Source organism: Prosthecobacter vanneervenii, from assembly GCF_014203095.1.
GTDB classification, from domain to species: domain Bacteria; phylum Verrucomicrobiota; class Verrucomicrobiia; order Verrucomicrobiales; family Verrucomicrobiaceae; genus Prosthecobacter; species Prosthecobacter vanneervenii.
In genome coordinates this window covers 317035-341513 of record NZ_JACHIG010000002.1, presented here as the reverse complement: position 1 = coordinate 341513, position 24479 = coordinate 317035, and the positions used below count along the sequence as shown (strand labels likewise).

Sequence of the window (24479 nt, the reverse complement as noted above, 5' to 3'; positions counted from 1 at the left end):
ATGCACGGCGCAGGCCTGCATCGACGGCACCGCTTTCGCGGGGGGCGGGCGTTCTTCGGCTTCAGCATGCCGTCAGGCCTTGCGAAAGCGGCGTCGCGCCGAGGCTTGCCGCACGCACTCCAAGACGCTGTCGCGGTTGCTGCACTCCTCACTTCCCCACGCTCAGCGTGCCCCACATGAGCACGGCATGTCCCGGGAAGGTGCAGACGAATTCATATTCACCGGGTTGTGACGGGGCTTTGAGCTTGAGGGTTTCCTTCTGGCCGGGTTCCAGCAGCTTGGTGGCAGCGAGGATGCTTTTCTCAAAGGCGGCGGGCATGTAGGCGCGGCCTTGCTTGTCCAGCTTGTCAGGCGTCATGGTCATGGCGGCGGTGCCGATCTCCATATGTTTGCCGGGAGGGACAATGACAAAATTGTGCGGCATGACGTCGTCGTTTTCAAAAATGACTTCAAACTGCTTGCCGGCGGTGACTTCGAGCTTGGTGGTGTCAAAGCGCAGTTGCTCGTGCACCGTGTGGACGACGAAGACATCCACGCTGATCGTCTTCAGCTCGGCCAGGATGCCCTTGGCGGCGTCTCCCTGCAGCGCGGCCATCTCCTTGGCGGCGGCAATGATCTCCACGTACTCGGGCTTGCTGCGGTCGGCGGGCTTCACGCTTTTGCCATAGGCCAGCACGGCATCGGTGATGGGTTTGGCTTTCGCGGCGTCCCAGTTGGTCTTGGGGAATTTCAGCAGGGCCTTGGCGGCGGCGTTGCGATCTTTTCCGTCGATGAGGTATTGCGCCACGATCTGGAAGTTGGCGGCGGCGTTGTTCGGACCCATGAGTGGCAGGGCGGAGAGCACGGCGCGCTGGCCTGCGGCGCTGAGGGAGGTATCTCCAAGCATGGCGGTGAGGTGCGGCTGGAACTTGGCACGCAGAGCGGCTTCGTTGGCCGGGATGAGGGCGATGGATTCGATGATCGCGTTGCGCTCTCCCGCATCGGCGACGCTCTTCCACAGATTGTCGGGCGTCTTGTCTCCCACCACGTAGGCGGCGTAGCAGGCGCGCTTCACCGGGGCCTGTTTGGCATTCTTGGCCAGCGTCTTGAGCAGCGTGCCATGGCGGGCCAGCATGCCGGCAGACTGGGCCAGGAGGAGCTTGCCAAGGTCGTCGGCGGTGGAGTTGAGCCTGCCATCGGCGGCTTCGATTTTCTTGAGCATGTTCACCAGCACCACGGGGGTGTCGTCGCCTGAGTTCTTGGCCAGTTCTGTCAGAGCGGCAGCGCGTACGTCTGCGCTGAGTTTGGGACGGGTGAGCTTTTCGATGAGCACCGGCTCCAGATCGGGCAGGCCTTTGAGATCGGCATCGGTGGTCTTGGCGATGAACTCCGCCAGCGCAGCAGGGTCCTTGGGCAGCACCTTGGTCTTGAGCACGGACTGCAGGCCCTTGCGGCATTCGCCGAAGACGTGGTCGATGTAGTAGTCGGTGGGCTGCTTGAGCACATCGTAGGAAATCTCCAGCGCCTTTTCAGCATCCGGGGTGGGCTGGTAAAAGCTGAGGGCGCGCACGGCGTGCATGCGCACAGGCATGGCGGGGTCGTTCACGGCGACCTTGAGAAGATCCAGCGCGCCGGGCACGCGGTCCTTCCAGTAGCAGAGCACACGGGTGGCGGCGGCTCGGGCGCGCGGCTCGGGGGAGGAGAGCACTTCTTTGAGCAGATCCACATCCACCACATCGACCCACTGGTGCGTCCAGAGGGCTTCAAGGCGGTGGTGCTCGTATTCCTTGTCGCTCTTGTCCAGCTTGGCAGCCCAGGCTTTGGCTGCGGCGGCGACCTTCTGCGCGTCGTGCTTGGCCAGCTCGATCTTGCTGCGCATGCGCACGTTGTCCTCCCAGGCCTTCAGGTTTTCGAGCAGGTTTTCGATGCTCTCGCCGTAGATTTTGGCGGGCTTGAGCAGCGGGCGGCCTTCATAGGTCAGCTTGTAGATGCGGCCATGCTTGTGGTCGCGGTTGGGGTCGCGCAGGTGGTGCTGCATGTGGCCGATGATGGCATTGGACCAGTCGCAGAAATACAGCGCGCCATCCGGGCCCACGCTCACGGCGCTGGGACGGAAGGTGGGATAGACGGCGGGGTCCACCTTGACGAGCTCATTGCTCACTTCGCCCTTCATCGCGGCGCCATCTGGCATGAGCGGCACGCGCCAGATGCCCTGGAAGCTGATGACGTTGGTGTTGAGGAAATTGTTCTGCCAGTCGTCCGGGAAGTGGCGGCTGGAGATGATGTTGTTGCCTGGGCTGGGGCGGGCGGGGCGCTTCCAGAACTCCTGCAGCTTGGCACTGCCACCGCCTTCGCGGGGGAGATAGCATGAGGAGGCCTCGGCAAAGGTGTTCACGTTGCCGGTGGCGTCGGTGAAGTAGGCATTGCCCCAGCGGTCCCAGACCTTGCCGTGGGGGTTCACCGTGGCGTCCGTGGTGAAGCGCTCCAGCGTGCGGCGGTTGAGGTCAAAGCGGTAGATGCAGCCGTTGGTGTTGCGCACCGGGCCGTACAGGGTCTCCACCTGGGTGCGGTGGAAGACGCCATCGCTCGGATACAGCGCGCCGCCGCAGTCGTAGCTCAGTGCGTTGGTTTCATGGTGGGAGTCGGCGGCACACAGGCCCATGAGCAGGATGGTGCGCTTGTCGCTCTTTCCATCGCCATCGGTGTCTTCGAGATACACCAGATTGGGCGACTGCATGACAATGACGCCGTCCTTGTAGAAATTGAATCCGGTGGGGCAGTTCAGGTTATCGGCAAATTCAGTCATCTTGTCCGCCGTGCCGTCGCCATTGGTGTCTTCAAAGACGAGCAGGCTGTCCCCCTTGGTGCTGGTGGGGGTGCGCTCGGGGTAGTTCAGCCAGGCGCTGACCCACAGGCGGCCGCGGGTGTCCCAGGCCATCTGCACGGGATTCACCAGCTCGGGGTACATCTTTTCATCGGCAAAGAGGGTGATCTTCAGCCCCGCCTCAGGCTGGATGTTCTTCATGGCCTCCTTGGCATCGGGAAAGTCCACCAGCCCCTCGGGGGTGAAGGTCATGCCGGTCATGGGCACCTTGTTGAATTCCTTGCCCTCCTTCGGGTTGGGCATGTTGGTGGGCACCTTTTCCACGGGCGGCAGGTTGTCGTCCTTCACCACGAGATCGCCACCTTTGGCGATGGCGTGCACGCGCTGGTCGCGGTTGGCTGTTTTGACATCGCGCTGCGCCATCTCCTCCATCATCACCTGGTAGTTGGAGATGTAGGGCTTCTCGGGGTTGCGTTCGTTCTGTTTAAAGCCGCCTACGCCTGCCGCGTAGGCCAGTCCGGAGCGGCCACCATAGACATTATAGCCGTCCACGGTGCGGTAGCGCTGGTGCCACTCCCAGTTTTTGTCGATGATGGCCTGGCGCAGCTTTTCATTCACCTGTGGCGCGTCCTTGCCGGTGAGAGATTTGAAGGCGGAGGCTGCGATGGCCTTTTCGCCGTTGTCCGTGATGTAGAGGCCGTCCAGCGTGGAGCCTTCCGGCAGGCCCTTGGCGCTGGGCTGGAAGAGGTCCACAAAGGTCACGCCCTTGGCGGCGGCCACCTCGTTCATCGCGGCGGTGTAGTTCTGGATGTTGGTGTTCTTTTCATCCACCGGCGGCAGGCTGGGGCTGGCCACCTTTTGCAGCGCGATGGGGGAGAAGAGCACGATGCGCGGCGCGCCCTTGCCGCTGTAGTTCTGCGCCTTGGCGTCGTCGATGAATTTGGCGAGGTTCTTTTTAAACTCCTCGATGCCTTCGTAGCCTTTGAAGGACTCGTTGTAGCCGTAGAAGGCGAAGATGACATCCGCTTTCACCTTGGCCAGCCATTCGTCACGGGTGCCGAAATTGTCGATGCGGTGCCAGGTCTGCACCTCGTCTCCTGCGAAAGCCAGATTGCGGAAAGTGAGGTCTTTTTCTGCATGGGCCTGCGTCAGCATGGTCTCCAGCCAGGCGGAGTACTGGGAGCGGTCTGGCAGCGCATTGCCGAGGATGGCGATGCTGTCGCCCTGTTTGAGCTCGATCTCAGCGTGGAGCGGCAGGCCGAGTGCCAGGAGGAGGAAGGGGAGCAGTTTCTTCATGTGGGTTGGAGAGCGGAAGGCAGTGAAATACGCAGGCGCATGGGCAAAGTTTGCCGTGTGGAGCGCAAGTTTTGCCTGCGCAGCACGCCATTAAAAAGGTTTACGGTGAATTATGGCTGTGATAAAACGGCCGAATGTCCGTGAAATCCCGCCTTCTCCTTGCTGCCACCGCCTGCTGCCTGCTCAGCAGCTGCGGGCTGATCGGCACAGCACTGCGACTGGCTCCCTATTACTTTCTGCTGGCCGATGAAAATGGCCAGCCCAAGAGCATGGAAATGCGTGCCAGAGAAGTGCAGGGGAAAGGCAGTCACGGCATTCCGCGCTCTTTTGGCAGCCCAGGTGCCCAGGTGGCCTTCCGGCCCTGATCATCTAATTGTTTACAGAAACGCCACGGCATGATAAACACGATTTTAATGAAATTTGCCCGCCTCAGTTCTCTCCTTTTGCTTGCTGCCACTCTGACCAGTTGCCAGACTCTGATGTCCCTCCCTGGCAGCGCTCCGGTGAAAATGTTTGATCAACTGGGAAAAGAAATGCTGGGATTGATCGGTGAGAATGATCTGCCCACAGACGGCAAGCCTGCCTCCATGCAGGAGCGTGCACGTGAGATCGAAAGCCGCGGCCACTACGCGGGTCGCACCCCTGCAGCCGTGGGTGCTGCTGCTGGACAGCGCATGGCGGCTCGCTAAGTGTGCTGCCAGCACACATGGACTGGCACCGCATACGATCTGACTTTCCCATTCTCGACCAGCAGGTAAACGGACACCCGCTGGTGTATCTGGACAGCGCCGCCAGCAGTCAAAAGCCGCGCGCTGTCATCCAGACGCTCACGCACTACTATGAGCGTGACAATGCCAACGTGCATCGCGCCCTGCACGAGCTGAGCAACCGCGCCACCGAGGCCTTTGAGGCCACGCGCGGCAAGGTGGCCCGCCTCATCGGCGCAGCGTCCGAGGACGAGATCATCTTCACCCGGGGCACCACCGAGGGCATCAACCTTGTGGCCAACACCTGGGGCACGCAGAATCTGCGCGCAGGAGACGTCATTCTGCTGACTGGCATGGAGCACCACAGCAATCTGGTGCCCTGGCACCTGCTGGCCCAGCGCACCGGAGCCACGCTGAAACACATCCCCGTGCTGGACGACGGCACGCTGGATCTGGCGCAGCTCGACACGCTGCTCACCGAGCAGGTGAAGCTCTTCGCCTTTGTCCACGTCTCCAACTCCCTCGGCACCATCAATCCCGCCAAGGAACTCATCGCCAAAGCGAAGGCCGTGGGTGCGGTGACGCTGCTGGACGGCGCGCAGAGCGTGGGCCACATGCCCATCGATGTGCAGGATCTCGGCTGCGATTTCCTGGCCTTCTCCGGTCACAAAATGTGCGGCCCCACGGGCATCGGCGCGCTGTATGGCCGCATGGCCCTGCTGGAAAGCATGCCGCCCTGGCATGGTGGTGGCGAGATGATCCTGAACGTCACCCTGGAAGGCAGCACCTACAAGCCGCCGCCCCACCGCTTTGAGGCGGGCACGCCGGACATCTCCGGGGTCATCGGGCTCGGCGCTGCCATCGACTACCTGCAGGCCATCGGCCTGGAGAACATCCAGCGCCATGACCACAACCTGGCCAACTACGCCGTGCAGCTCATGGGCGAGGTGCCCGGCATCCGCATCCTCGGGCCGCTGAGCGGTCACCGGGGCGCACTGGTGGCCTTCCACCTCGATTTTGCGCATCCGCATGACCTGGTGGAATTTGCCAACAGCCACGGCGTGGCCATGCGCGGCGGGCACCACTGCACCCAGCCGCTCATGCGGCGCTTCAAGGTGCCCGGCACCACCCGCGCCAGCTTCTACTTCTACAACACGCTTGAAGAGATCAATCGTCTCGTCGAAGTACTGCACCTCGCGCGTAAGTTCTTTGCGTGAGGCAGGCCCGCCGGCCTGACCCGACCCTACGACCATGCTTTCCGACGACCTTCGAGATCTCTACCAGCAGGTGATCCTGGATCACTCCCGCAATCCGCGCAATCGCGGTGAAATCCCGCCGCCCTGCCTGCACGCCCACGGGGACAACCCCTCCTGCGGCGACGAGATCGACGTGTGGGTGAAAGTGAAGGACGACGGCAGCATCGAAGACCTCAAATTCACCGGCCAGGGCTGCGCCATCAGCCAGGCCAGCGCGTCGATGATGACGCAGAAGATCAAGGGCAAGTCCAAGACCGAAGCCGCCGCCGTCCGCGAAGACTTCCGCCGCGTCGTCATGGGAGATGGTGCCCCCGCCAACGAAGACGCCCTCGGCGAACTCATCCTCCTCGAAGGCGTGCAGAAATTCCCCCAGCGCGTGAAGTGCGCCATGCTGGCGTGGCGCGCACTGGAGCAGGCGCTGGAGGAGAAGTAGGGGGGCATTTTGCTTAGCCGTAAACATGCAGTCGAACTCATTGCATGCTACAGGTTCAAACTCACCAACGGGTGAAGCTTTGCGGTAGAAGGCCCAAGGCCTACGCGAGCGCGACAGCGTCTTGGAGTGCGTGCGGCAAGCCTAAGCGCGACGCCGCTTTCGCAGGCTGGAGGGGGGGCAAAGACGAGGTGCTCGCTGCACCACGCGAAAGCGCTGCTGCTCCCGCAGGCCGGAAAAGAGTGCTGTGGCCGGACAGCACGCTGAACCCCGTGAAAGCGGTGCCGCCGATGCAGGCTTGCGCCGTGCATCTCTGCCACCGCATTGATTCGCTGCGCTCACCCTTCGGGCAGCCTGTGGCTGTCTATCTCCGCTGCGCTCCGGTTCCATGACGCTTCGCGTTCTCGTGGGCGCTGGGTTCCAATCGAATGCTTTCACCCGCTGGCGAATTGAAGCCGGCAATTTGCCTGAGCTTCGACGGCATGGTTGCGACTCCGGGCAGCGGCAATCCTCACACAGCCCATGCGCAAGGCGGGTGCTGAAGATGATCTTCTCCTCCATCGCGACCGCCGGGTCGAAATACACCTCCAGATCATCCACGCCCCGCGCGCGACGCGTCAGCTTGATGCCGAGCTGCTTCACCGGCGTTCGTCTTGAACACGGCGGCGCAAGGCCACAGCTCGTCCTGCGCGAACGCGTCGCTGTGATGCAGCCGCACGACCAGCGTGGGGCAACTTCTGCTTCTGGGAAAACTGGCAAGATTCAATCTCCCATGCCCTTCTTGTCGCGGAGATTTTCGATGGCGGCGCGCACCTCATCTTCCCACGGCAGCTTCTCGTCCTTGGCGGGGTCGTAGGGCGGCAGGTTGGGGATGGGAACGTTCATCTGCCGGAGCAGTTCGGTGGTCTGGGTGAGTTCGTAGCGGTGCACATACGGCTCCCCATCGGCCCAGGCCCATTGGTAGGCGGCGAGGGCGTGGTGCTTCGCCTGCTCGGTGTCGCCAAGGGCCAGCCAGAGCTGGGCGAGGAGGTGGCCCGATGTAATCGTGGAGAGGCGCTCGGCTTCTTCGCGGGGATTGGCGAGCTGGCCGAGGTGGTGCTTGGCCAGGGCGAGGCCGGTCTCGGAGTCGGCATCAATGACCGACCGGGTATCGCGGGCCAGGCGCACGGCCTCCTGGTAGCTCGCCGCCGCCAGCGCCCACTCGCCCTGCGTGAGCCGCCAGTCGCCGCGCAGGCGGTGGAGATTTCGGATGGTGGTGCGGTTTTTGCCCTGGACCGCCAGGCGCTCGGCCTCGGCTAGGTGCGCCTCCTGCAAGCTGCCCTGCCAGAAGTGAAACTGGGCGTAAAGCCTTTCAGCGAATCCGGGCCGATAGACGGCGCGCGACCAAGCGCGGCCCATGGGGGCAAGCAGGCTCCAGGTGGCGGCGGCCTCCGCCCACTGGCCCAGCCTCGACTGGTGGGCGAAAAGGTTGAGCCGACCCCTGAAAACGCCTTCTTTGTCTTCGCTCAACTTGGCGACCTCCAAGGCGAAGGAATCGGTGCGGAGCTCTCGGGCGAGCCGATTCTGGGCGGACTGAGTGGCCGAGATATTGCGGAGAACAGTCGTCGTGTTCGTCCAGTCTTCGGCTTTCAAGTCAACTCGCAGGGCCGTGCCGTAAGCGGCGAGGGCGGCAGCCGGTTCACCGCAAGAGTCCAAGGCGATCGCTGCGCAAGCTGCCAGATAGGAACTGTCTCTGGCTGTCACCTCCTTCGGCAGTTCGCCCCAGCCGTTGGGGAAGAAGGGCTTCAGCAAAGACAAGACCTCGGCATAGGCATTGAGGTTGAAAAAGAGCGCATCCGACAAAGCACCCGCATAGGCATCCGCTGCCTGCTGGTAGTGGCCGAGCTTGAGCAGGGCACGGACGACGTGCAGGCCGCTGCGCACGTCCTCCAGCGTCTCGGCATCGTCGTAGGGGCGGTGGGGCTGGGCGGTGAAGTGGTCCACCACGCGCTGGCCGTGGCGTTCGCGGTCCGCCGCCGCCATCGCGCCCGAGGCGACGCCGCGGACGACGGGGTGCAGGTCATACTTCCGCGTGCGGCCATCCCATTGCAGCAGGCCGCGCTGCTCCAGGTCCTTGACGGTGCCTTGTAGCTTCTTTGGGTCGGGCGACAGGTGGGGATTGAAGGCTTTAAGCGTCTCGTAGTCCAAGGAGTCGGTGAGCAGGGCAAGGGTGGAGAGGAGCTGGCGGCTGGCATCGGGCAGCTTTTGGATAGCAGCCTCAAGGATGTGGTTGCGGCGCTGGATGAGGTCGAGGCTGGCGAGGTCGAGCGGGGCTCCGCCGTCGGCGGCGGCGGACCAGGCGTCGAAGTCGCCGCGCGCGGGCAGGTAGTTGGCGATGAGGCCGCCGAGGATGCCGATGACGAGCGGGTGGTTGTCGCAGTTGGCGGTGAGGTAGCTCTGGATGGCGTCACTTTTCCCCTCGATGCCGCAGGAGCGCAGGAGGGCCTCGGCATCCGGCGGGCGCAGGCCGGGGAGGGTGATGCGCTTCGCGCCGGGGATGGGCTGGCCGGAGGGATTCAGCAGGACGCGCGGGGTGAGGCGGGAGCTGACGAGGAGCTTTGACGGGGCGGCGGCGGCGAGGGCGCGTAGGAGGTCGTTGTCCTCGTCGCGGATGGCGTCGCAGGGGTTGCGGTTGGCGATTTTGTCGGTCGGGATGTTCGCCTCCTCGTCGGGGACTTCGGCGGCATCAATGCGGTGGTAGGCGACGAGTATGCGCTCGAGTCCATCGAGGATGAGCAGCCACGGATTGGCGTGAAGCAGGGCGAGGAGGTCGTCCTTCAGGTAGGCGGTTTTCTTTTTCGCAAAGTCCTCCAGCGGGCGGCCCGTCATGTAGGCGAGGGCGTGGTGGCAGAAATCGGCCATGCACGCGCCACCCTCGTAGAACGAATACCAGAAGCGCCCGGCCCAGGGCTTGTCCGCCGGGCGCGCGGCGAGGGCGTGCCGGGGATTGGTCGTCCACTCCCAGGTGAGCATGCTCTTGCCGTTGCCGCCAATGGCTTCGAAGAGAAGGAGGTTCGTGGGATCGGCTGGCGCGGCCCAGTCGGATAGGATTTGCAACTCGGCAGCGCGTCCGACGAATTTGTGGGAGCCGATGTAGTCGGGTTCAGCGTAGAACGCTGGGGGGCGGGGGATTGTGCATGGAGAAGGGGCCAATGCCGTCGCGCTGACGTGAGAGACTGGAGCGGGCAGCAAGGTGCGGAGGAAGGCTGGCAGTGCGCCGTGATTGTCCCCATAGGAAACGGCGACGATGTTGAGCTCAAGGTCGTCGAAATGCTTTTGGAAGGCGGCGCGGTCATTCTTGTGAACGAGACAGAAGTCCCAATGCTGAGCACCGCGTGCTCGTTCGCCGTGGCGTTCCAGGAGCAAGCCGAAGTCGGGGTCATTGAGGCCGCTGATGCCGCAACCGACGTAAACCCAAGTCGTGGTGCGCCAGAAGGCGGCGAGATCGTCACGGTATTCTTCATGCCGCGCGATCTGATCATAGGAACGTCCATTCAAAATGACCGTCTCGGGCCTTTTCCAATAGCCGTGAAGGTAGATGATCTTGTCGAATTCGCGGTTTCGTTGCGCACCGATGATGTCATCCCCATCCGTCCAAGTGATCGGAACCAAGGGGGAGGGATGATCCAGCAAGACATCATCGTAATTGGTGGTCGCGAGCAGGTTGTCTGCCTGACGAAGAGCGTGAAGGGCATCAATGATGTCGCGGTTGATGGGGCGGATCGTTCCGATGGTGGCCGCCAGCCAGTCCTTGAAGATGCCAGAGCTGACGCCACCGAATGCATCGGTCACTGCGGTGGCAGCGGAGATGAGATTTTGTGTCGTGGGATCAACATCGAGCATCGAACGATAAAGGGCTGCTTTTTTGCCTGCGAGTCGCCCCATGCGCTCGGCTTCGTCCACGCCATGCTTCAAGAGCCCCGCCCACGAAGCCTGCGGATGGGATGCCTTTTTAGCTGGATCAAAAGTGGCGGACATTGACACACCCGTGCCCGCCACGAAGACGATGTTGCCATTGGAGATCGCTTCACGAAGAGCCTTTTCTGGATCAGAGGGTGGATGAGGCATGGCCGATGCGAAATTGTGGGTGGGGTTCAGTTGTTCAGCGGGTCACGGAAGCGGAAGGTGCTGGGCTCCAACTGTGCCCAGTCGGAGCCGAAGGCCTTCGCGGAGATGCAGAGCACCAGCACGCGCGACTGCTCCGGGCCTTCCTCAATCTTGGCGGGGATGCTGTCGTCGGGCATTGGGTGGCGCTGTTAGGTGATTGTCTGATCGGAGTTGCGCCATCAAAGCGGAAATAGGGTGGAATGGCAAGGAGTTGTGCCGGAAGGCTGAGCCGAAAAAGGGGAAAGAAGGGAAAAAATCAGAGGGGTTTATTTTTTTTGACCTTTTTCGATTTTTTCGGCCAACCACATCAGTGCTGGAAGAGGGGGGGATGAATTCGCGATTGCGGGATTTCTCGCATGCGGCATATCGCGCCATGCCTGAACTCCCTGAAGTCGAAACCACGCTGCGCGGTGTGCTGCCGCATGTGATTGGGAAGAAGGTGCGGGAGGTGATGGTGAGAGATAAACGGATGCGGTGGCCGGTGCCGGATGAGATTCATGAGATTGAGGGCTGCCGCATTGAGTCGGGGGAGCGGCGGGCGAAGTACATGCTGTTTGGCACGGCCAAGGGCACGCTGCTCCTGCATCTGGGCATGTCGGGAAACCTGCGGGTGCTGCCGGCGGACACGCCTTTCAAGAAGCATGATCATATGGCGATCACGATGGAGGATGGGCGGCAACTGCGGCTGCATGATCCGCGCCGGTTTGGCGCGGCGCTGTGGATCGAGGGAGATCCGGCGGAGCATGCGCTGCTGAAGGATCTGGGGCCGGAGCCGCTGGGAGAGGAGTTTACGGTGGAGACGCTGCACGCGGCGTGCGCCGGAAAGACGGCGGCGATCAAGCAGGTGATCATGGACGCGCATGTGGTGGTGGGCGTGGGCAACATCTACGCGAGCGAGGCGCTCTTCATGGCGGGCATTGATCCGCGACAGCCTGCGGGCAAAGTTTCCAAACCGCGACTGACCAAGCTGGTGCAGGCGATCCGCAAGGTGCTGGCGGCGTCGATCAAGATGGGCGGCACGACGCTGCGCGATTTTGTGAACGAGAGCGGCGAGCCGGGTTACTTCAAGCAGACGCTGCGCGTGTATGACCGCGAGGGCGAGCCCTGCCGCGTGTGCGAGGCGCCGGTGAAGCGCATCGTGCAGGGGCAAAGGGCGACGTATTTCTGCCCGAAGTGCCAGAAGTGAGGGCTGCGTGTTTTGCCAAGCGTGTGGAGTCTCGTGTCCGGCTCGTTTCCAGTTTTCAGGCGGCTGGTGCCGTTTTCCCTGGGGAAGCGGGTCTTCGTGTCTCGTGTCCACCTCAGGGGGCACTCCTGGTGGACACGAAAGTTCCCGCAGGGTGGGCCAGCGCTGCGGCACAAGAACTGGCATCTCATGGGCCAGGAGGTTGTGGAGTCTCGTGTCCGGCTCGTTTCCAGTTTTCAGGCGGCTGGTGCCGTTTTCCCTGGGGAAACGGGTCTTCGTGTCTCGTTTCCACCCCAGGGGGCACTTCTGGTGGACACGAAAGTTCCCGCAGGGTGGGCCAGCGCTGCGGCACAAGAACTGGCACTGGCATCTCATGGGCCAGGAGGTTGTGATACCACCATCTGTTGAAAACGGGTCTGCAGGGGCTTGTGCCGTGTGCGCGGGCGCGTGGCACTCTGGTCGTAGGTTGGGTGTGTTTGGCGTCGAGAGCACACGCCTGCTCGACCGCCCCTCCGCCAAACCGCCCGACCATCAGCGCCTTCCTACGCCGTGGTACTTGCCGTACGCTGGTGGACGGGCGGGCTGTCGCCACACCCATCCTACATCGTGTGGGCACACGCCAGCCCAGTTCGCCACACGGAAAGGTGTTTTGCCATCCGCTGTATTCACCTCGCTGGCATGCCAGGATGAGCAGGCACATGGCATGCTTTGGGTTGTACAACAGGAGTGCCACCCCTTGGCGTACAGGCCAGGGTTTTCAACTGTGGTGGCGGGTGGTTATTAATGGTATCATATACCATCATAAACCATGACGCAAGCGCGGTGTGCCATGATGGCAAGGTGGGGGTGGTGGCGTGCTGTGGCAGGCGCGGGCGTCTGTCTCGCCGGCTCAGCGCTGGACACGAAAAGGCCGCTTTAAAGAGGCTTCGTGTCCGTGTGTTTTATCTTGTAATTGACTTGTTATCAATAAATTACGTCTATTTTGGGTGTTTTGTTTCCACCAGGACTACCCCCTAGGGTGGAAACGAGACACGAAAGCTGCTGGAGGGGCTTTTCTCGGCGGATTCACCCTGCGGTGACGCAGATCTCCCGCCGATTTCCCGCGAGCTGGGTGGCGAAGACGGGCTGCGGGGCGAAGGAGCGGATGGCCTCGATGAACTCATGCGCGCGGTCTTCCAGGGCAGGGGAGTTCAGCTTCAGGGTGAGGATCATGCGGCGTGCCTGCACGGCGGACTGGATGCGGCGGATCTCGGGGATGACCTGGGGCGGGGAGAGATTGATGTCGCAGAGCAGCAGGGCGATGTCTTGCGGCAGGTCGTCCAGATGCACACGGCCCACGGGGGCGCGCCAGTGCTCAAAGCGGGCACGCTTTTCCTGCGCCAGTTTATCGACACGCGGGTCCATCTCCCCGGTGTCGATGCCGAGGACGTTCATGCCGCGCTGCAGCATGGCATAGGTGGCTCCGCCTGGTGCGCAGCCGAGATCCACGGTGGTGTGGCCGCGTGCGTCCATCTTGTCCCAGCCGCGCCAGGCCAGGGCCTGCTCCAGCTTGAGCCAGGCGCGCGAGGGCACGTCCTCCGGCAGGGTGATGCGCGGCAGGCCGCCGGGCTGGGTGTGCATGCCGGGCTGGTGCTGATGGCAGCCGAGAAAGAGGGGCTCGTCAGCGGTTTCTCCCACGATGACGTCCAGCACCAGATCGCCCGTGGCAAAGGGGAGGCGTGTCTCCAGCAGCACGCCTGCCTGCTGCAGTGCGCGGGAGATGTCTGCGGTCAGGGCGTCCACGCGCTGCCAGTCGGCGGCGGGCACGCCATCCTCATCCGTCACACGGGGAAAGACATGCAGGCGCACCGGGCGGCGGCCTGCGCACTGGCGGGCCTGCTCCACGAGCTCGGGCACCGATTTGCAAAGGCCGATGGAGATGCCGCTGACGCGCGCAAAGTGGCTCAGGCTGCCGGGTGGGACAAAGTCCGGGTGGCGCAGCTTCCAGGTGATGAACTGCGGCTTCATGAAGGCCGGCGTGAGCTCGCCGGAGAAGTGGGCGGCGATGTCGCGCTTGAGCGCGGGCTCGGAGCCTGCGCGGCAGGTGGTGAAGCGGAAGGGGGCGTTCATGAGGGGGAAAAAGAAAGGCGGAGCCTAGGCTCCGCCCTCCGTGGTGAGATGTTGTTATGCTGAGAAATGCTTATTCCACACCCTTCCAGGCACCGAAGTTCGCGCCTTCGGAGATCCACTTCTTGATGAGGTCGATGTTGGCGGCGGAGACGCGGTCGCCCTTGCCTTCCGGGGGCATGGCGAGGTCGTCGCTGTCCGGGAGGGCCATGGTCTTCACCAGCCAGCTGGCTTCGGGCTTGCCGGCCACGACGTTTTCATTCGGGTATTCCTTGCCGCCCTTCATGATGACCGCAGCGCCGTCCAGACGGAGGCCGCCTTTGGGCTTCTTGATCTTGCCGCCGTCTTCATGCTCCTTCTCGTGGCACTTGAAGCAGCTTTCTTTGAGGACGGGAAGCACCTGCTTTTCAAAGTCCACCTTGCCTGCGTCCTGCGCACGGGTGGTGGAGGTGGTGGAAACGCCGAGGGCGAGCACGGCAGCGAGGGTGAGGGCGAGTGTTGGTTTCATTGGAGGGTTGAGATAAGACGAGGAGACCCGCAAAGATGTTCGCGGGAATTTTGGCGGTCAAGCCGCTTCCCGGCGGGGATCGAAGCCGATTCATAAAAGTGGGGCAAGGTAAATATTTTGGTAGCCTTAAATTATTTCGTCTGGCAGATTCCCATAATTACTGTCATGAGCCGCGCCGCTGCAGCCCGCCCCCCTCGCGCCCGATCCACGGACGAGAAAGAGAGCCCATGGAATGATGTCTTTGGCATCGGCTTTCTCATGGTGGCCTGCCTGCTGCTGCTGGCGCTGATCTCGTATGATCCTCGGGACATGCCCTCGTGGTCCTTTCTGGCGCTCTCTGAGTCCTCCGGCGAGGTGACGCATAATTTTGTGGGCCGTGTGGGCGCTTTGATGGCGGGCCATATGCTGTGGCTCATGGGCTACGCGGCCTACCTGCTGCCTTTCAGCATGACGTGGTTTGGCGTGTGCAAGCTGCACTCCAAGATCAGGGTCACGCGTGCGGCGTGGCTGGGCGTGGCCATCATGATCATCAGCGGCGCGGCGCTGCTGGAGGTGCAGAACCTGCTCACGGAGCGGGATCACTTCACACCGCTGGGCGGTTCCGGCGGGCTGGGCTTTGTCATTGGCGGCACGCTGCTGAAGCACCTGCTGGGAAAGGCTGGCGCTACGCTGCTCCTCGGCACGGCCTACATGGGCGGACTCTTTCTCGTCACCGGTCAGCATCCGCTATCGGTCATTCAAAACATCCGTGCGGAGATCACCCGCTGGAAGACCGAGCGCGAGGCGCAGCGCCTGATCGCCGAAAAGCTGGCGGAAGAAGCGGCCAGCACCGTGCCCGGTACGCTGACGCCAGTGCCGGAAGGATTGCGAAAGAAGAAGAAGGACAAGAGCGGCGAGATCCGTGGCGACACACCAGTCGCCACCGGCCCTGCGACCAACATGGAACTGCCGCTGCAGTTTGAGCCGCCACCGCCCAAGATCATCGACTCCTCCGTGTCCCGCGCGCACGATGACCGCAGCGACAAACCCAAGCTGGCCGAGGTGTGGGAAAAGAAGCGCGCGCAGAAGATCGAGCAGGCACCGCACGGATCGCTGGGAAATCTCACCAAGCTTTTCAAGGACTACAAGCTGCCCTCCATGGAGCTGCTGAAATGGCCTGAGGACACAGGCCGTGCCCCCACCAACACGAGCGAGCTGCTGGGCATCCAGGCCACCATCGTCAAGGCGCTGGCCAGTTTCGGCATCACGGTGGAGCCGGGAGACATCACGCGCGGCCCTGCCATCACGCGCTACGAGGTGCGCCCTGTGGATGGTCTGCGCGTCAGCCGCATCGCCAATCTGGACGCCGACATCGCCCGCGCCACCCGTGCGGAGCGCATCAACATCCTGGCCCCTATTCCAGGGAAGGACACCGTGGGCATCGAGCTGGCCAACTCGGAGAAGACCATCGTGCCGCTGCGCGAGCTGCTGGAGGACGATGTCTTCGTCAATGGCAAGGCCAAGCTGCCGGTGGCGCTGGGCAAGGATGTGTATGGCAAGACGATCATCGGCGATCTGGCCATCATGCCGCACCTGCTGGTGGCGGGTGCCACGGGCAGCGGAAAGAGCGTGTGCATCAACAGCATCGTCACCAGCCTGATCTGCCGCTTTGCGCCGGATGAGCTGCGCTTCATCATGATCGACCCCAAGGTCGTGGAAATGCAGAGCTACGAGGAACTGCCGCATCTGGCGCTGCCGGTGGTCACCGATCCCAAGAAAGCGCTGCTGGCCCTGCGCTGGGTGGTGAAGGAGATGGAAAACCGCTACCAGATCTTTGCGCAGGAGGGCTGCCGCAATTTCGAGACCTTCAACAACCGCAATCGCAAGCGCAAGGCCGAGGCGGATGCCGCCCGTGCTGCACGCAATGCCGCCGCACCCGCTGCCACCAAGGCCGGTGTGGACGACGCGAGTGTGTCCGCCGCCTTTGCCAAAGAGGCTGCTGAAGAAGCCGCCGTACCCAAGACCGCCGAAGTGGGTACCGTGGACGGAGACACCGATCTGCGGGATGCCAGCGGCACCTGGCTGGGAGACTCTCAGGCCCCGGCACCGCGCAAGCAGGAGGTCGTCATCCCCGATACGATGCCCTACATCGTGGTGATCGTGGACGAGCTGGCTGACCTGATGCAGACCGCTCCGGCTGACATCGAAGTGGCCATCGCCCGCATCACGCAGATGGCGCGTGCGGCCGGCATTCACCTCATCGTGGCCACGCAGACACCGCGTGCGGACGTGATCACCGGCGTGATCAAGGCCAACATCCCCACGCGCATCGCCTTCCAGGTATCCTCCGCACTCGACAGCCGCGTGATCCTGGACCGCAAAGGCGCCGAGAATCTCGTGGGCAAAGGGGACATGCTCTACGTGCCGCCCGGCGGTGCGCAGCCTGTGCGCAGCCAGGGCGCGCTCGTCACCGATGACGAAATCCACGCGCTGGTGGAGCACTGCGTCGCGCAGGGCAAGCCGGTCTTTGATGTCAAAGTCGATGACGAAAACGGCGAGTTTGGCGATGACGATGACATGGGCGAAGATGGCGTGAGCTCCGAGGAGCAGGAGTGCCTGGAGAAGTGCCTCGAAGTGATCCGCCAGGAGAAGAAAGCCAGCACCAGCCTGCTGCAGCGCCGCCTCCGCCTCGGCTACGGCAAAGCCGCCCGCATGATCGACATCCTCGAAGACCGCGGCATCATCGGCCCCGGAGAAGGAGCCAAGCCGCGCGAGATTCTGGTGCAGATGGATTGACCCCGTAGCGCAAGCCTCCGGCTTGCAGCCAATCTTTTCAGTCGCCGCACGAACCACCCTTGCGCAAACGGGGCCGCTGGCGAGAGTCGGCGGCATGTCAGACGCTCCTGCCGACTTCCGCGCCCTCTTCAACCAGCTCAAGACCGAGATGCAGAAAGCCATCGTCGGGTATGACGAACTGCTCACGGATGTGCTGGTGGCCATCTTCTCCGGCGGGCATGTGCTGCTGGAGGGCGTGCCCGGCCTGGGAAAGACCTACCTCGTGCGCACGCTCTCGCAGGTGGTCGGTCTGGAGCCTGGCCGTGTGCAGTGCACCCCGGACCTCATGCCTGCGGACATTCTCGGCACCCACATTGTGGGCGAGGATGAGAAAGGCCGCCGCACCCTGCGCTATGAGAAGGGGCCGGTGTTTAAAAACCTGCTGCTGGTGGACGAAATCAACCGCGCCACCCCCAAGACCCAGGCCGCGCTGCTGGAGGTGATGCAGGAGCGCTGCGTCACTACCGGTGGCGAGCGCCACGCGGTGCCCGAGCCCTTCCTCGTGCTGGCCACGCAGAACCCCATGGAAATGGAAGGCACCTACCCGCTGCCCGAGGCGCAGCTGGACCGCTTCATGTTCAAGATCAAGGTGCCGTTCCCGGACTTGGACGCACTGGTGGAAATCTCCCGCCGCACCACCGGCTTTACCGAGCCCAAGCTGGCCACGCTCACCGACGGGCCAAAGCTCATCGCACTGCAGCAGCAGCTTTCCAAAATCCCGGTGGCCGATCCCGTGGCGCACTACGCCTCCCGCCTCGTGCTCGGCAGCCATCCCGAGCAGCCAGATGCGCTGCCCGAGGTGAAGCGCTACGTCTCCTACGGAGCCAGCCCGCGTGGTCTGCAGTCGCTCATTCGTGGTGCCCGTGTGTGGGCCGCCATTCAGGGAGCTACGGCGGTGTCCACCGATGACATCCGCGCCATCGCCCACGTGGCCCTGCGCCACCGCATCATCCTCAACTTTGAAGGCGAAGCCGGTCAGGTGAAGGTGGACGACATCATCACCAAGCTTTTGGATCAGGTGAAGACACCCGCGCAGCAGGCGGCGTGAGTTAAGCTCAGCACGGTATGAAATTCTCTACCATGCTTTTTTTTGCAGTTAGCTGCCTGTCGGCTTGCTGTGGATCGAGGTTTGGTAAGGTTTCCACCACGGCACCGTACGGTGACTTTGGCCTGGCATCTGCGGCGAGCTACAGCCGAGCCTACCTGAGGGTCATGACGGCAGAAAGCATCTGGCGGAAATCCAAAGACACAGAGGTCATTCTTTGTGGAGCGCTAGGATGCGGAAGCTTTAAGCCGGGCATCACAGTGGATGAAGCGATCAAGCGCGTTCATGGTGATCAGTTTTACTCATCATTTTACAACGTTGCCGTTTGGAGGCCAAACACAGCCGCCTTGTATGGCGTTCGTTTTCCACCAAAGCGTTCTGCCGAACCATCTGGAAGAACTTTGGCGTCATTCGAGAATTTAAGAGCAGGCGATGTCATTATCATTCTCGAAAGAGCGATCTGTTTTTGAAACCTCAGAACCGCACCGCAGCACCTCATGCCCGACACCCTCGAACGCGAAGACCTCTTTGACGCCACCTTTCTGGACCGGCTGCGGGTGCTGGCGCTGCGGCTGCGGAAGAGGCGGCAGCTCATGCGGCGGGGCTCGCAGTCCACACCGGCCACGGGTTTCACACGCGAGTTCAAAGACTACCGCCATTACACCCCGCGAGAGGACTACCGCGCCATCGACTGGCGTCTCTACGCTCGTTTGGACAAGCTCTTTGTGCGTCTCTATGAGGAGACACAGGAGCTGAATGTGCACATCCTGCTGGATACCAGCACCTCGATGGCGCAGCCCTTCACGGAGAAGAGGCGGCAGGCGTTGCGCTTTGCCGTGGCGCTGGCCTACCTGGCGCTCAGTGCGCAGCAGCGTGTGAGCCTTTACTCCATGAGCAGCGGCGTGCATGTGGAGCTGCCTCCGCTGCGCGGGCAGGGCAACATCGAGAAGGTGATCCAGGCCGTGCTGAAGCTGAAGTTTGAAGGCCTCACCGACATGAAGCGCTGCTTTGAGGAGTTCCGCCCCAGCCGCCAGCGCTACGGCATCATCTTCATCATCAGCGACTTCTTTGGCCGCGAGATCGGCAGCGCCACGGAGGCCGTGGCCCGTGTGTCCGCATGGCCGGGGGAAAATCACTTTCTGCAGATCGTGCACCCCGAGGAGCGCCAGCCGCAGATCGAGGGCGAACTGGAGCTGACCGAGGTGGAGACCGGCGAGCGCCGCCGCTTCTGGCTCACCCGCCGCGATGTGCAGCGCTACGTGGAAACCTTTGACGCTTTTGTGGAAAATCTCGCACGCGAGTGCGCCGGCCACCGCGTGGACTTCATGCAGGTGGGCAGCGACGAGCCCTTCGAAGACCGCTTCCTTGATCTCCTGGCGCGCGGCTCTGCTCTCTCCGGCGGCGCATGAGCGCGGTCTTCCTCATGCCGCCGAAGGTGTGAGCATGGCGTGCAGCACCTCGGAGAGCTGGCGTTCGGTGTAGGGTTTGTCCAGCCGGTGGGTAACACCCAGCTCCTGCATTTCCTCTGCCTGCGCGGCTTCCAGGCGGCCGCTGGCCACCACCACGGGGATGTCCGGCTGCAGCCTGCGCAGCACGCGCACAAAGGAGAGGCCGTCCATGTGGGGCATGTGCAGATCGGTGATGATGGCACTGAGCTCCTGCTGATGGTGCATGGCCAGGAGGAGGGCATCCGCGCCATTGGTGGCGGTGATGACCTTGAAGTTCAGACGCTCCAGCACGGCACCGGCCATCTCGCGCACGGCTTCCTCGTCGTCCACCAGGAGGATGGTCTCTCCATGGCCGCGGAAGATGGGGGCAGGTGAGGGAATGGCGCTGCTGGGCACTGCTGCGGGAAGGGCATCCGCCAGGGCTGGCAGGAAGACGGTGAAGGTGGAGCCCTGCCCATCCTGAGAGGTGACCTTCAAGAAACCGCCATGACTTCTGACGATGCCTATGACGGTGGAGAGCCCCAGGCCGGTGCCCTTGTCCGGGCTCTTGGTGGTGAAGAAGGGGTCGAAGATACGGTCGATGATGTCCTGCGGGATGCCGGTGCCGGTGTCCTGTACACGCAGGGTCACATAGCTGCCGGGCCTGGCGTCCGGGATCATGCTGGCAAAGGCTTCGTCCACGACCATGGGCTGGGCATCCAGGGTCAGCGTGCCGCCGGTGGGCATGGCGTCGCGGGCATTGACGCAGAGATTCAGCAGCACCTGGTGGAGCTGGGTGGCGTCTCCCTTCACGGCCGGCAATTCCGGCGCACAGGAGATGCTGAACTGGATGTTTTTGGGGAAGCTGCTGTTCATCAGCTTTTCCATTTCTCTCACGAGGTACTCCACCTGCAGCGGCACGAGATCTCCTTCCGCACCTTTGGCAAAGGTGAGGAGCTGGCGCACCATCTCCGCGCCGCGCCGGGCGCTGGATTCAAAGATGTCCAGGATCTTGGACTCCTGCGGGCAGCGGATGCGGAGCATGTCCACGCCCATCAGGATGGGGGCCAGGGCGTTGTTCAAATCATGCGCCACGCCGCCGGAGAGCGTGCCGAGGGCCTCCATGCGCTGGGAGCGCAAGGCATGGCGCTCCATGTCACGCCGCTCGGCCAGGCTGCGGCTGCGCTCCAGCTCCATGGCCACACGCTGGGCGATGATGCGGAGAATCTCCCGGTCTTCGTCGGCAAACTCGCGCGGCCGGGAATCCAGCAGGCAGGTGATGGCGACCACCTTTCCTGCGGCATCCAGCGAGGGAACGCCAAAGTAGGTTTGAGCCTGGTAGTCGCGCAGCAGCGTGGCCTGCGGGAAGAGCTCCTGGGCCCGCTCATAGAGACACAAGTCTCGGGTGGCCTCGACGGTGGCACAGGGCGTGCCCGTGATGGGGCAGCCGCCGGCGTCCCGCACCGTCTGGCCATTCAGGCGGACTGCTCTGAAGCGCAGCTCCGGACCTACCACCTCAGCGAGGCAGACCACGGGGACGTCAAAAAGCTCGGCGATCATGCCGGCAACATCTTCAAACACTGCGGCAGGATCTCCCGAGAGGCGCATGCTCTGCTCAGAGAGCCGGCGCAGTTTGTGCAGGTAGGCAGCATTGCGTTCAGCTGTGCGGCGGCGCTCCGTGATGTCCCGCTCATTCGCCAGGATGCACCATTCTCCTGCGATCTGGACGGGGGTGGCCACGACTTCGAGGGGGAAGATGGAGCCGTCTTTGCGGCGGTGATTGAGCTCAAAGCGCAGCGTCTCTCCCTGTTTGATACGCTGCAGGCGTGCGGGGGATGCCTTGGCGGCCTCGAGGTCGTCGAGGTCGCGGATGTTCATGCGGGTGATCTCCTCTTCCGTGAAGCCGTGCATGCTGGCGGCAGCTTCGTTGCAGGAAAGAATGCGGCCGTCTCCAGCGACGAGGAAAACGGCGTCTCCGCTGGTCTCAATGAGGGAGCGGTAGAGCTGCTCACTCTCGCGCAGGGCTTTCTCGGCATGTTTGCGCACGGTGACATCCACGCCGGAGGCAACGACCTGGGTGATGTTCCCTGCTTCATCGCGCAGGGGATTGAAGACAGCATCCACCACCAGGAGCGCTCCGTCCTGGCTGAGCACCTCAAAATCGTCGCGCACGATTTCACCTGCAGCCGCACGTTCGAGGGCTGAGCGTATTTTATCGCGGGCTTCAGTGGAGTGGCTCCACCAGCCGGTCTCCCAGAGGAGCTGGCCGATGACCTGCTCCCGCTGCATGCCGGTCAGTTCGAGCGGTGCGTGGTTCACCTCCAGCATGCGCCCCTCGGGGGTGAAGAGCCCCACAAAGGTGAACATGCTGTTGAGGATGTCGCTCATGCGTCGGCGGCTGGCCAGCATCTCGGCCTCTGCCTTCCGCTGCTCCGTCACGTCGCGCACAAACGCGCTGTGCTGGCGTTTTCCCCCGTGGGTAAAGGAGGCCGTGGTCAGCTCCACGAGGATGGTGCTGCCATCCCGCCGTGTGCATTCGAGCTCCAGGCGTTTTTTCTCGGAGTCAAAGAGCTGCTGCCATACCTGCGCCTGGGCGGCGCGCTGCCCGGGAGTGATGATGGTCTCCGCGAGGCTGCGGCCCACCGCCTCCGAGGCATCCCAGCCAAAGATGGCGCGTGCCTGGGGGTTCCAGCCGCTGATGTGGCCGTCTGCATCGACGGTGATAATGGCATCGAGCGCTGTCTCAATGATCTGGCGCGTGCGTTCCTCGCTCTCCTGCAGGGCGCAGGTGCGGTCGGCCACGAGCTGCTCCAGATTTTCATTGAGGCGGCGTACCTCGGCCTCAGCCCTCTTGCTTGCAGTGATGTTGATGTGGGAGATGACAGCCCCGCCTTCAGCACGTGCCAGGGGGGTGACATGCATGGAAAACCAGCGCTTCTCCGTGGGCGAGTGGCAGGGGTATTCACGGCTGAACAACGGGAGGGAAAGATCCAGCACCCCACGAAGGCCTTTCATGATCTCGTTCGCCTCCTCCTCAAGCTCCGGCACCGCACGCTCACAGACCTCCAGATAGTTGACCCCAAGCCCCACCGCAGCCAGGGACTCCGCACCATTTTCCCGTGCGAAGCGTTCCCAGCCATTATTGACAGCGATGATGGTGCCCTGCCTGTCCACGACGGCGACATTGGCAGGCATGGAGTCGATGATGGCGCGGCTCAGTGCCTCGCCTTCTCTCAGGATGTGCTCCATTTGATTTTCCTGACGCGAATCGTGGAAGACGAGCACCACGCCGATGATGCGGCCTGTCGAGTCGCGGATGGGCGCTGCGCTGTCGCGGATGGGGCATTCAGCGCCATGGCGGGAGATGACGATGGTGCGGCTGGCCAGACCACGAATCTCTCCCGAGGCAAGCACCTCATCCACCGGGAGTGTGGCTGGCTGGCGCGTCTCTTCATGGATGATCTTCAGCACTTCATCCACGGGATGTCCGAGCGCCTCCTGCAGCGTCCAGCCGGTGAGCTTTTCCGCCACGGGATTCAGGCGTGTGATGCGGCGCTCGGCATCGGTGGCCAGCACGGCGTCCCCGATGGAGTTGAGGGTGACGGAGAGTTTTTCCTCGCTGGAGCGCAGCACCTCGGCGGCGGCTTTCTGCGCGGTGACATCGCGCCCGCTGGCGTAAATGAGGCCGCCTGGCTGCGGGACGGAGCGCCACCAAAAGACGCGGTAGCTGCCGTCTTTGTGCAGGCAGCGTGTTTCATACTGCAGCACGCCTTCTCCCACCAGCAGCTGTCGCTGGATCTCCGCCGCCGTGGGGGCGCGGTCATCCGGGTGCAGCAGCTCGGCGTAGGGGCGGGCCAGGAGTTCCTCCACGCTCCAGCCGAGGGTGGCGGAGAGGGCGGGGTTGGCGCGCTTGAGGTAGCCGTCTTCGGAGATGATGCAGAGCATGTCCAGCGGCACGGTAAAGAAGAGATCGCGCTCCGTTTCCGCTTGAAGTCTTTTTGCCGTGTCCCTCTTCATCATGGCGTGTGCCAGCAGGAGCACACAAAGGGAAAGCAAGGTGCCACAGCCCACGATGACCTTCGTCTGAAGGTAGAGCTGTGCCGTGCGCGATTTGATCTCAGGAAGGAGATCGCTTTCCTCGGCCTTCATGGCCAGGATCACGCTGCGGATGGCCTCCGTGTTTTTTCTGCCCAAGTCCTGGCTGATGCGCTGATGAGCGCCGGCTGTATCTCCGCTGCGGCGCATCTGGATGATGCCGGCCGCCTGATCCAGGCTCTCGCTCAGGAGGGGGGCCAGTAGCGCCATTCGCTGCTGCTGGCGGGGATTTTCCTGCATGAGCTGCTGTGCTTTTGCAGCGGCCTTTGGCAGGGAGTCTTTGGCATCCTGGTAGGAGCGCAGGGTGGCTTCGTCTCCGGAGAGGGCAAACTCCGTGGCACCTTTTTTCAGCGTCAGTACATTCAGCAGAATGGCATCGAGCGTGTCGTTGACGCGGTGCGTGTGGTCAAAGGAGTCAAAAGCGGCCGCATTCTGCTGCTGGCTCCACCAAGCTCCAATCCCAGTGAGGAGGAGGAAGATCAAGGCCAGGGTAAAACCCGCTTGGTTTTTGGGGTGAATCAGCACGACCTGACCCCTTGTGAAATTTTCCGCTCTCGCATGAGAAATAAATGAATAATCCCTCCAGATTTTGATTTTGAACGTTTTGGAATGCAAGGCCCACGATTGAGTGGCTCCAAAATAACCAGCGAGCACGCGGCGCTG

15 protein-coding genes are annotated in these 24479 nt (G+C 62.8%); 9 read left to right on the top strand and 6 right to left on the bottom strand.

What is annotated here, in order from left to right; genetic code table 11:
• Positions 1-148 precede the first annotated feature (148 nt).
• Positions 149-4099, bottom strand: coding sequence for a PVC-type heme-binding CxxCH protein (locus tag HNQ65_RS06640; protein ID WP_184338712.1), 3951 nt, complete (start codon positions 4097-4099; stop codon positions 149-151).
• Between the two features lie 134 nt (positions 4100-4233).
• Here HNQ65_RS06640 and HNQ65_RS06635 point away from each other — a divergent pair, with 134 nt between their 5' ends.
• The 4 genes from HNQ65_RS06635 to sufU all read left to right on the top strand — a co-directional run bounded on the left by HNQ65_RS06635 (position 4234) and on the right by sufU (position 6495).
• Positions 4234-4464 carry a hypothetical protein gene (locus tag HNQ65_RS06635; RefSeq protein WP_221306060.1) on the top strand — a complete coding sequence of 77 codons (231 nt, stop codon included), beginning with the start codon at positions 4234-4236 and terminating at the stop codon, positions 4462-4464.
• Between the two features lie 114 nt (positions 4465-4578).
• The gene (locus tag HNQ65_RS06630; protein ID WP_184338710.1) at positions 4579-4788 is read left to right on the top strand and encodes a hypothetical protein; all 210 of its coding nucleotides are present in this window, start codon (positions 4579-4581) and stop codon (positions 4786-4788) included.
• Positions 4789-4805: 17 nt separating this feature from the next.
• Entirely contained in the window at positions 4806-6023 is a 1218-nt protein-coding gene (locus tag HNQ65_RS06625) for a cysteine desulfurase (RefSeq protein WP_184338709.1), read from the top strand.
• 34 nt (positions 6024-6057) lie between these two features.
• Positions 6058-6495, top strand: a complete 438-nt coding sequence (gene sufU / locus HNQ65_RS06620) for a Fe-S cluster assembly sulfur transfer protein SufU (protein ID WP_184338708.1) — start codon at positions 6058-6060, stop codon at positions 6493-6495.
• Between the two features lie 759 nt (positions 6496-7254).
• Here the strand turns inward: sufU and HNQ65_RS06615 are convergent.
• Positions 7255-10599 carry an SIR2 family protein gene (locus HNQ65_RS06615; protein ID WP_184338707.1) on the bottom strand — a complete coding sequence of 1115 codons (3345 nt, stop codon included), beginning with the start codon at positions 10597-10599 and terminating at the stop codon, positions 7255-7257.
• 26 nt (positions 10600-10625) lie between these two features.
• Positions 10626-10775 carry a toll/interleukin-1 receptor domain-containing protein gene (locus HNQ65_RS06610; protein ID WP_184338706.1) on the bottom strand — a complete coding sequence of 50 codons (150 nt, stop codon included), beginning with the start codon at positions 10773-10775 and terminating at the stop codon, positions 10626-10628.
• A 236-nt stretch (positions 10776-11011) separates the two neighbouring features.
• Between HNQ65_RS06610 and mutM the strand changes: the two genes are divergently transcribed.
• Positions 11012-11824 carry a bifunctional DNA-formamidopyrimidine glycosylase/DNA-(apurinic or apyrimidinic site) lyase gene (gene mutM / locus HNQ65_RS06605; protein WP_184338705.1) on the top strand — a complete coding sequence of 271 codons (813 nt, stop codon included), beginning with the start codon at positions 11012-11014 and terminating at the stop codon, positions 11822-11824.
• Positions 11825-12886: 1062 nt separating this feature from the next.
• Here mutM and HNQ65_RS06600 read toward each other — a convergent pair.
• Both HNQ65_RS06600 and HNQ65_RS06595 read right to left on the bottom strand, forming a co-directional pair.
• Positions 12887-13930 (bottom strand): SAM-dependent methyltransferase, encoded by a 1044-nt coding sequence (locus HNQ65_RS06600; protein WP_184338704.1) that lies wholly within the window; start codon positions 13928-13930, stop codon positions 12887-12889.
• A 70-nt stretch (positions 13931-14000) separates the two neighbouring features.
• A complete protein-coding gene (locus HNQ65_RS06595; protein WP_184338703.1) occupies positions 14001-14435 on the bottom strand; it encodes a c-type cytochrome domain-containing protein in 435 nt (144 codons plus the stop codon).
• 165 nt (positions 14436-14600) lie between these two features.
• On the opposite strand from HNQ65_RS06595, the gene HNQ65_RS06590 reads away from it, so the two are divergent.
• From HNQ65_RS06590 to HNQ65_RS06575, 4 genes are all read left to right on the top strand, one after another.
• Complete coding sequence (locus HNQ65_RS06590) at positions 14601-17210, top strand: DNA translocase FtsK (protein ID WP_184338702.1); 2610 nt, start codon at positions 14601-14603, stop codon at positions 17208-17210.
• A gap of 94 nt (positions 17211-17304) precedes the next feature.
• Positions 17305-18297 carry an AAA family ATPase gene (locus HNQ65_RS06585; protein ID WP_184338701.1) on the top strand — a complete coding sequence of 331 codons (993 nt, stop codon included), beginning with the start codon at positions 17305-17307 and terminating at the stop codon, positions 18295-18297.
• Positions 18298-18314: 17 nt separating this feature from the next.
• Positions 18315-18764, top strand: a complete 450-nt coding sequence (locus HNQ65_RS06580; RefSeq protein ID WP_184338700.1) for a hypothetical protein — start codon at positions 18315-18317, stop codon at positions 18762-18764.
• Positions 18765-18791: 27 nt separating this feature from the next.
• On the top strand, positions 18792-19703 hold the full coding sequence (locus tag HNQ65_RS06575) for a DUF58 domain-containing protein (RefSeq protein ID WP_184338699.1): 912 nt from the start codon (positions 18792-18794) through the stop codon (positions 19701-19703).
• A gap of 12 nt (positions 19704-19715) precedes the next feature.
• Here HNQ65_RS06575 and HNQ65_RS06570 read toward each other — a convergent pair whose 3' ends face one another.
• A complete protein-coding gene (locus HNQ65_RS06570) occupies positions 19716-24299 on the bottom strand; it encodes a PAS domain S-box protein (RefSeq protein WP_184338698.1) in 4584 nt (1527 codons plus the stop codon).
• Between the last annotated feature and the right edge of the window lie 180 nt (positions 24300-24479).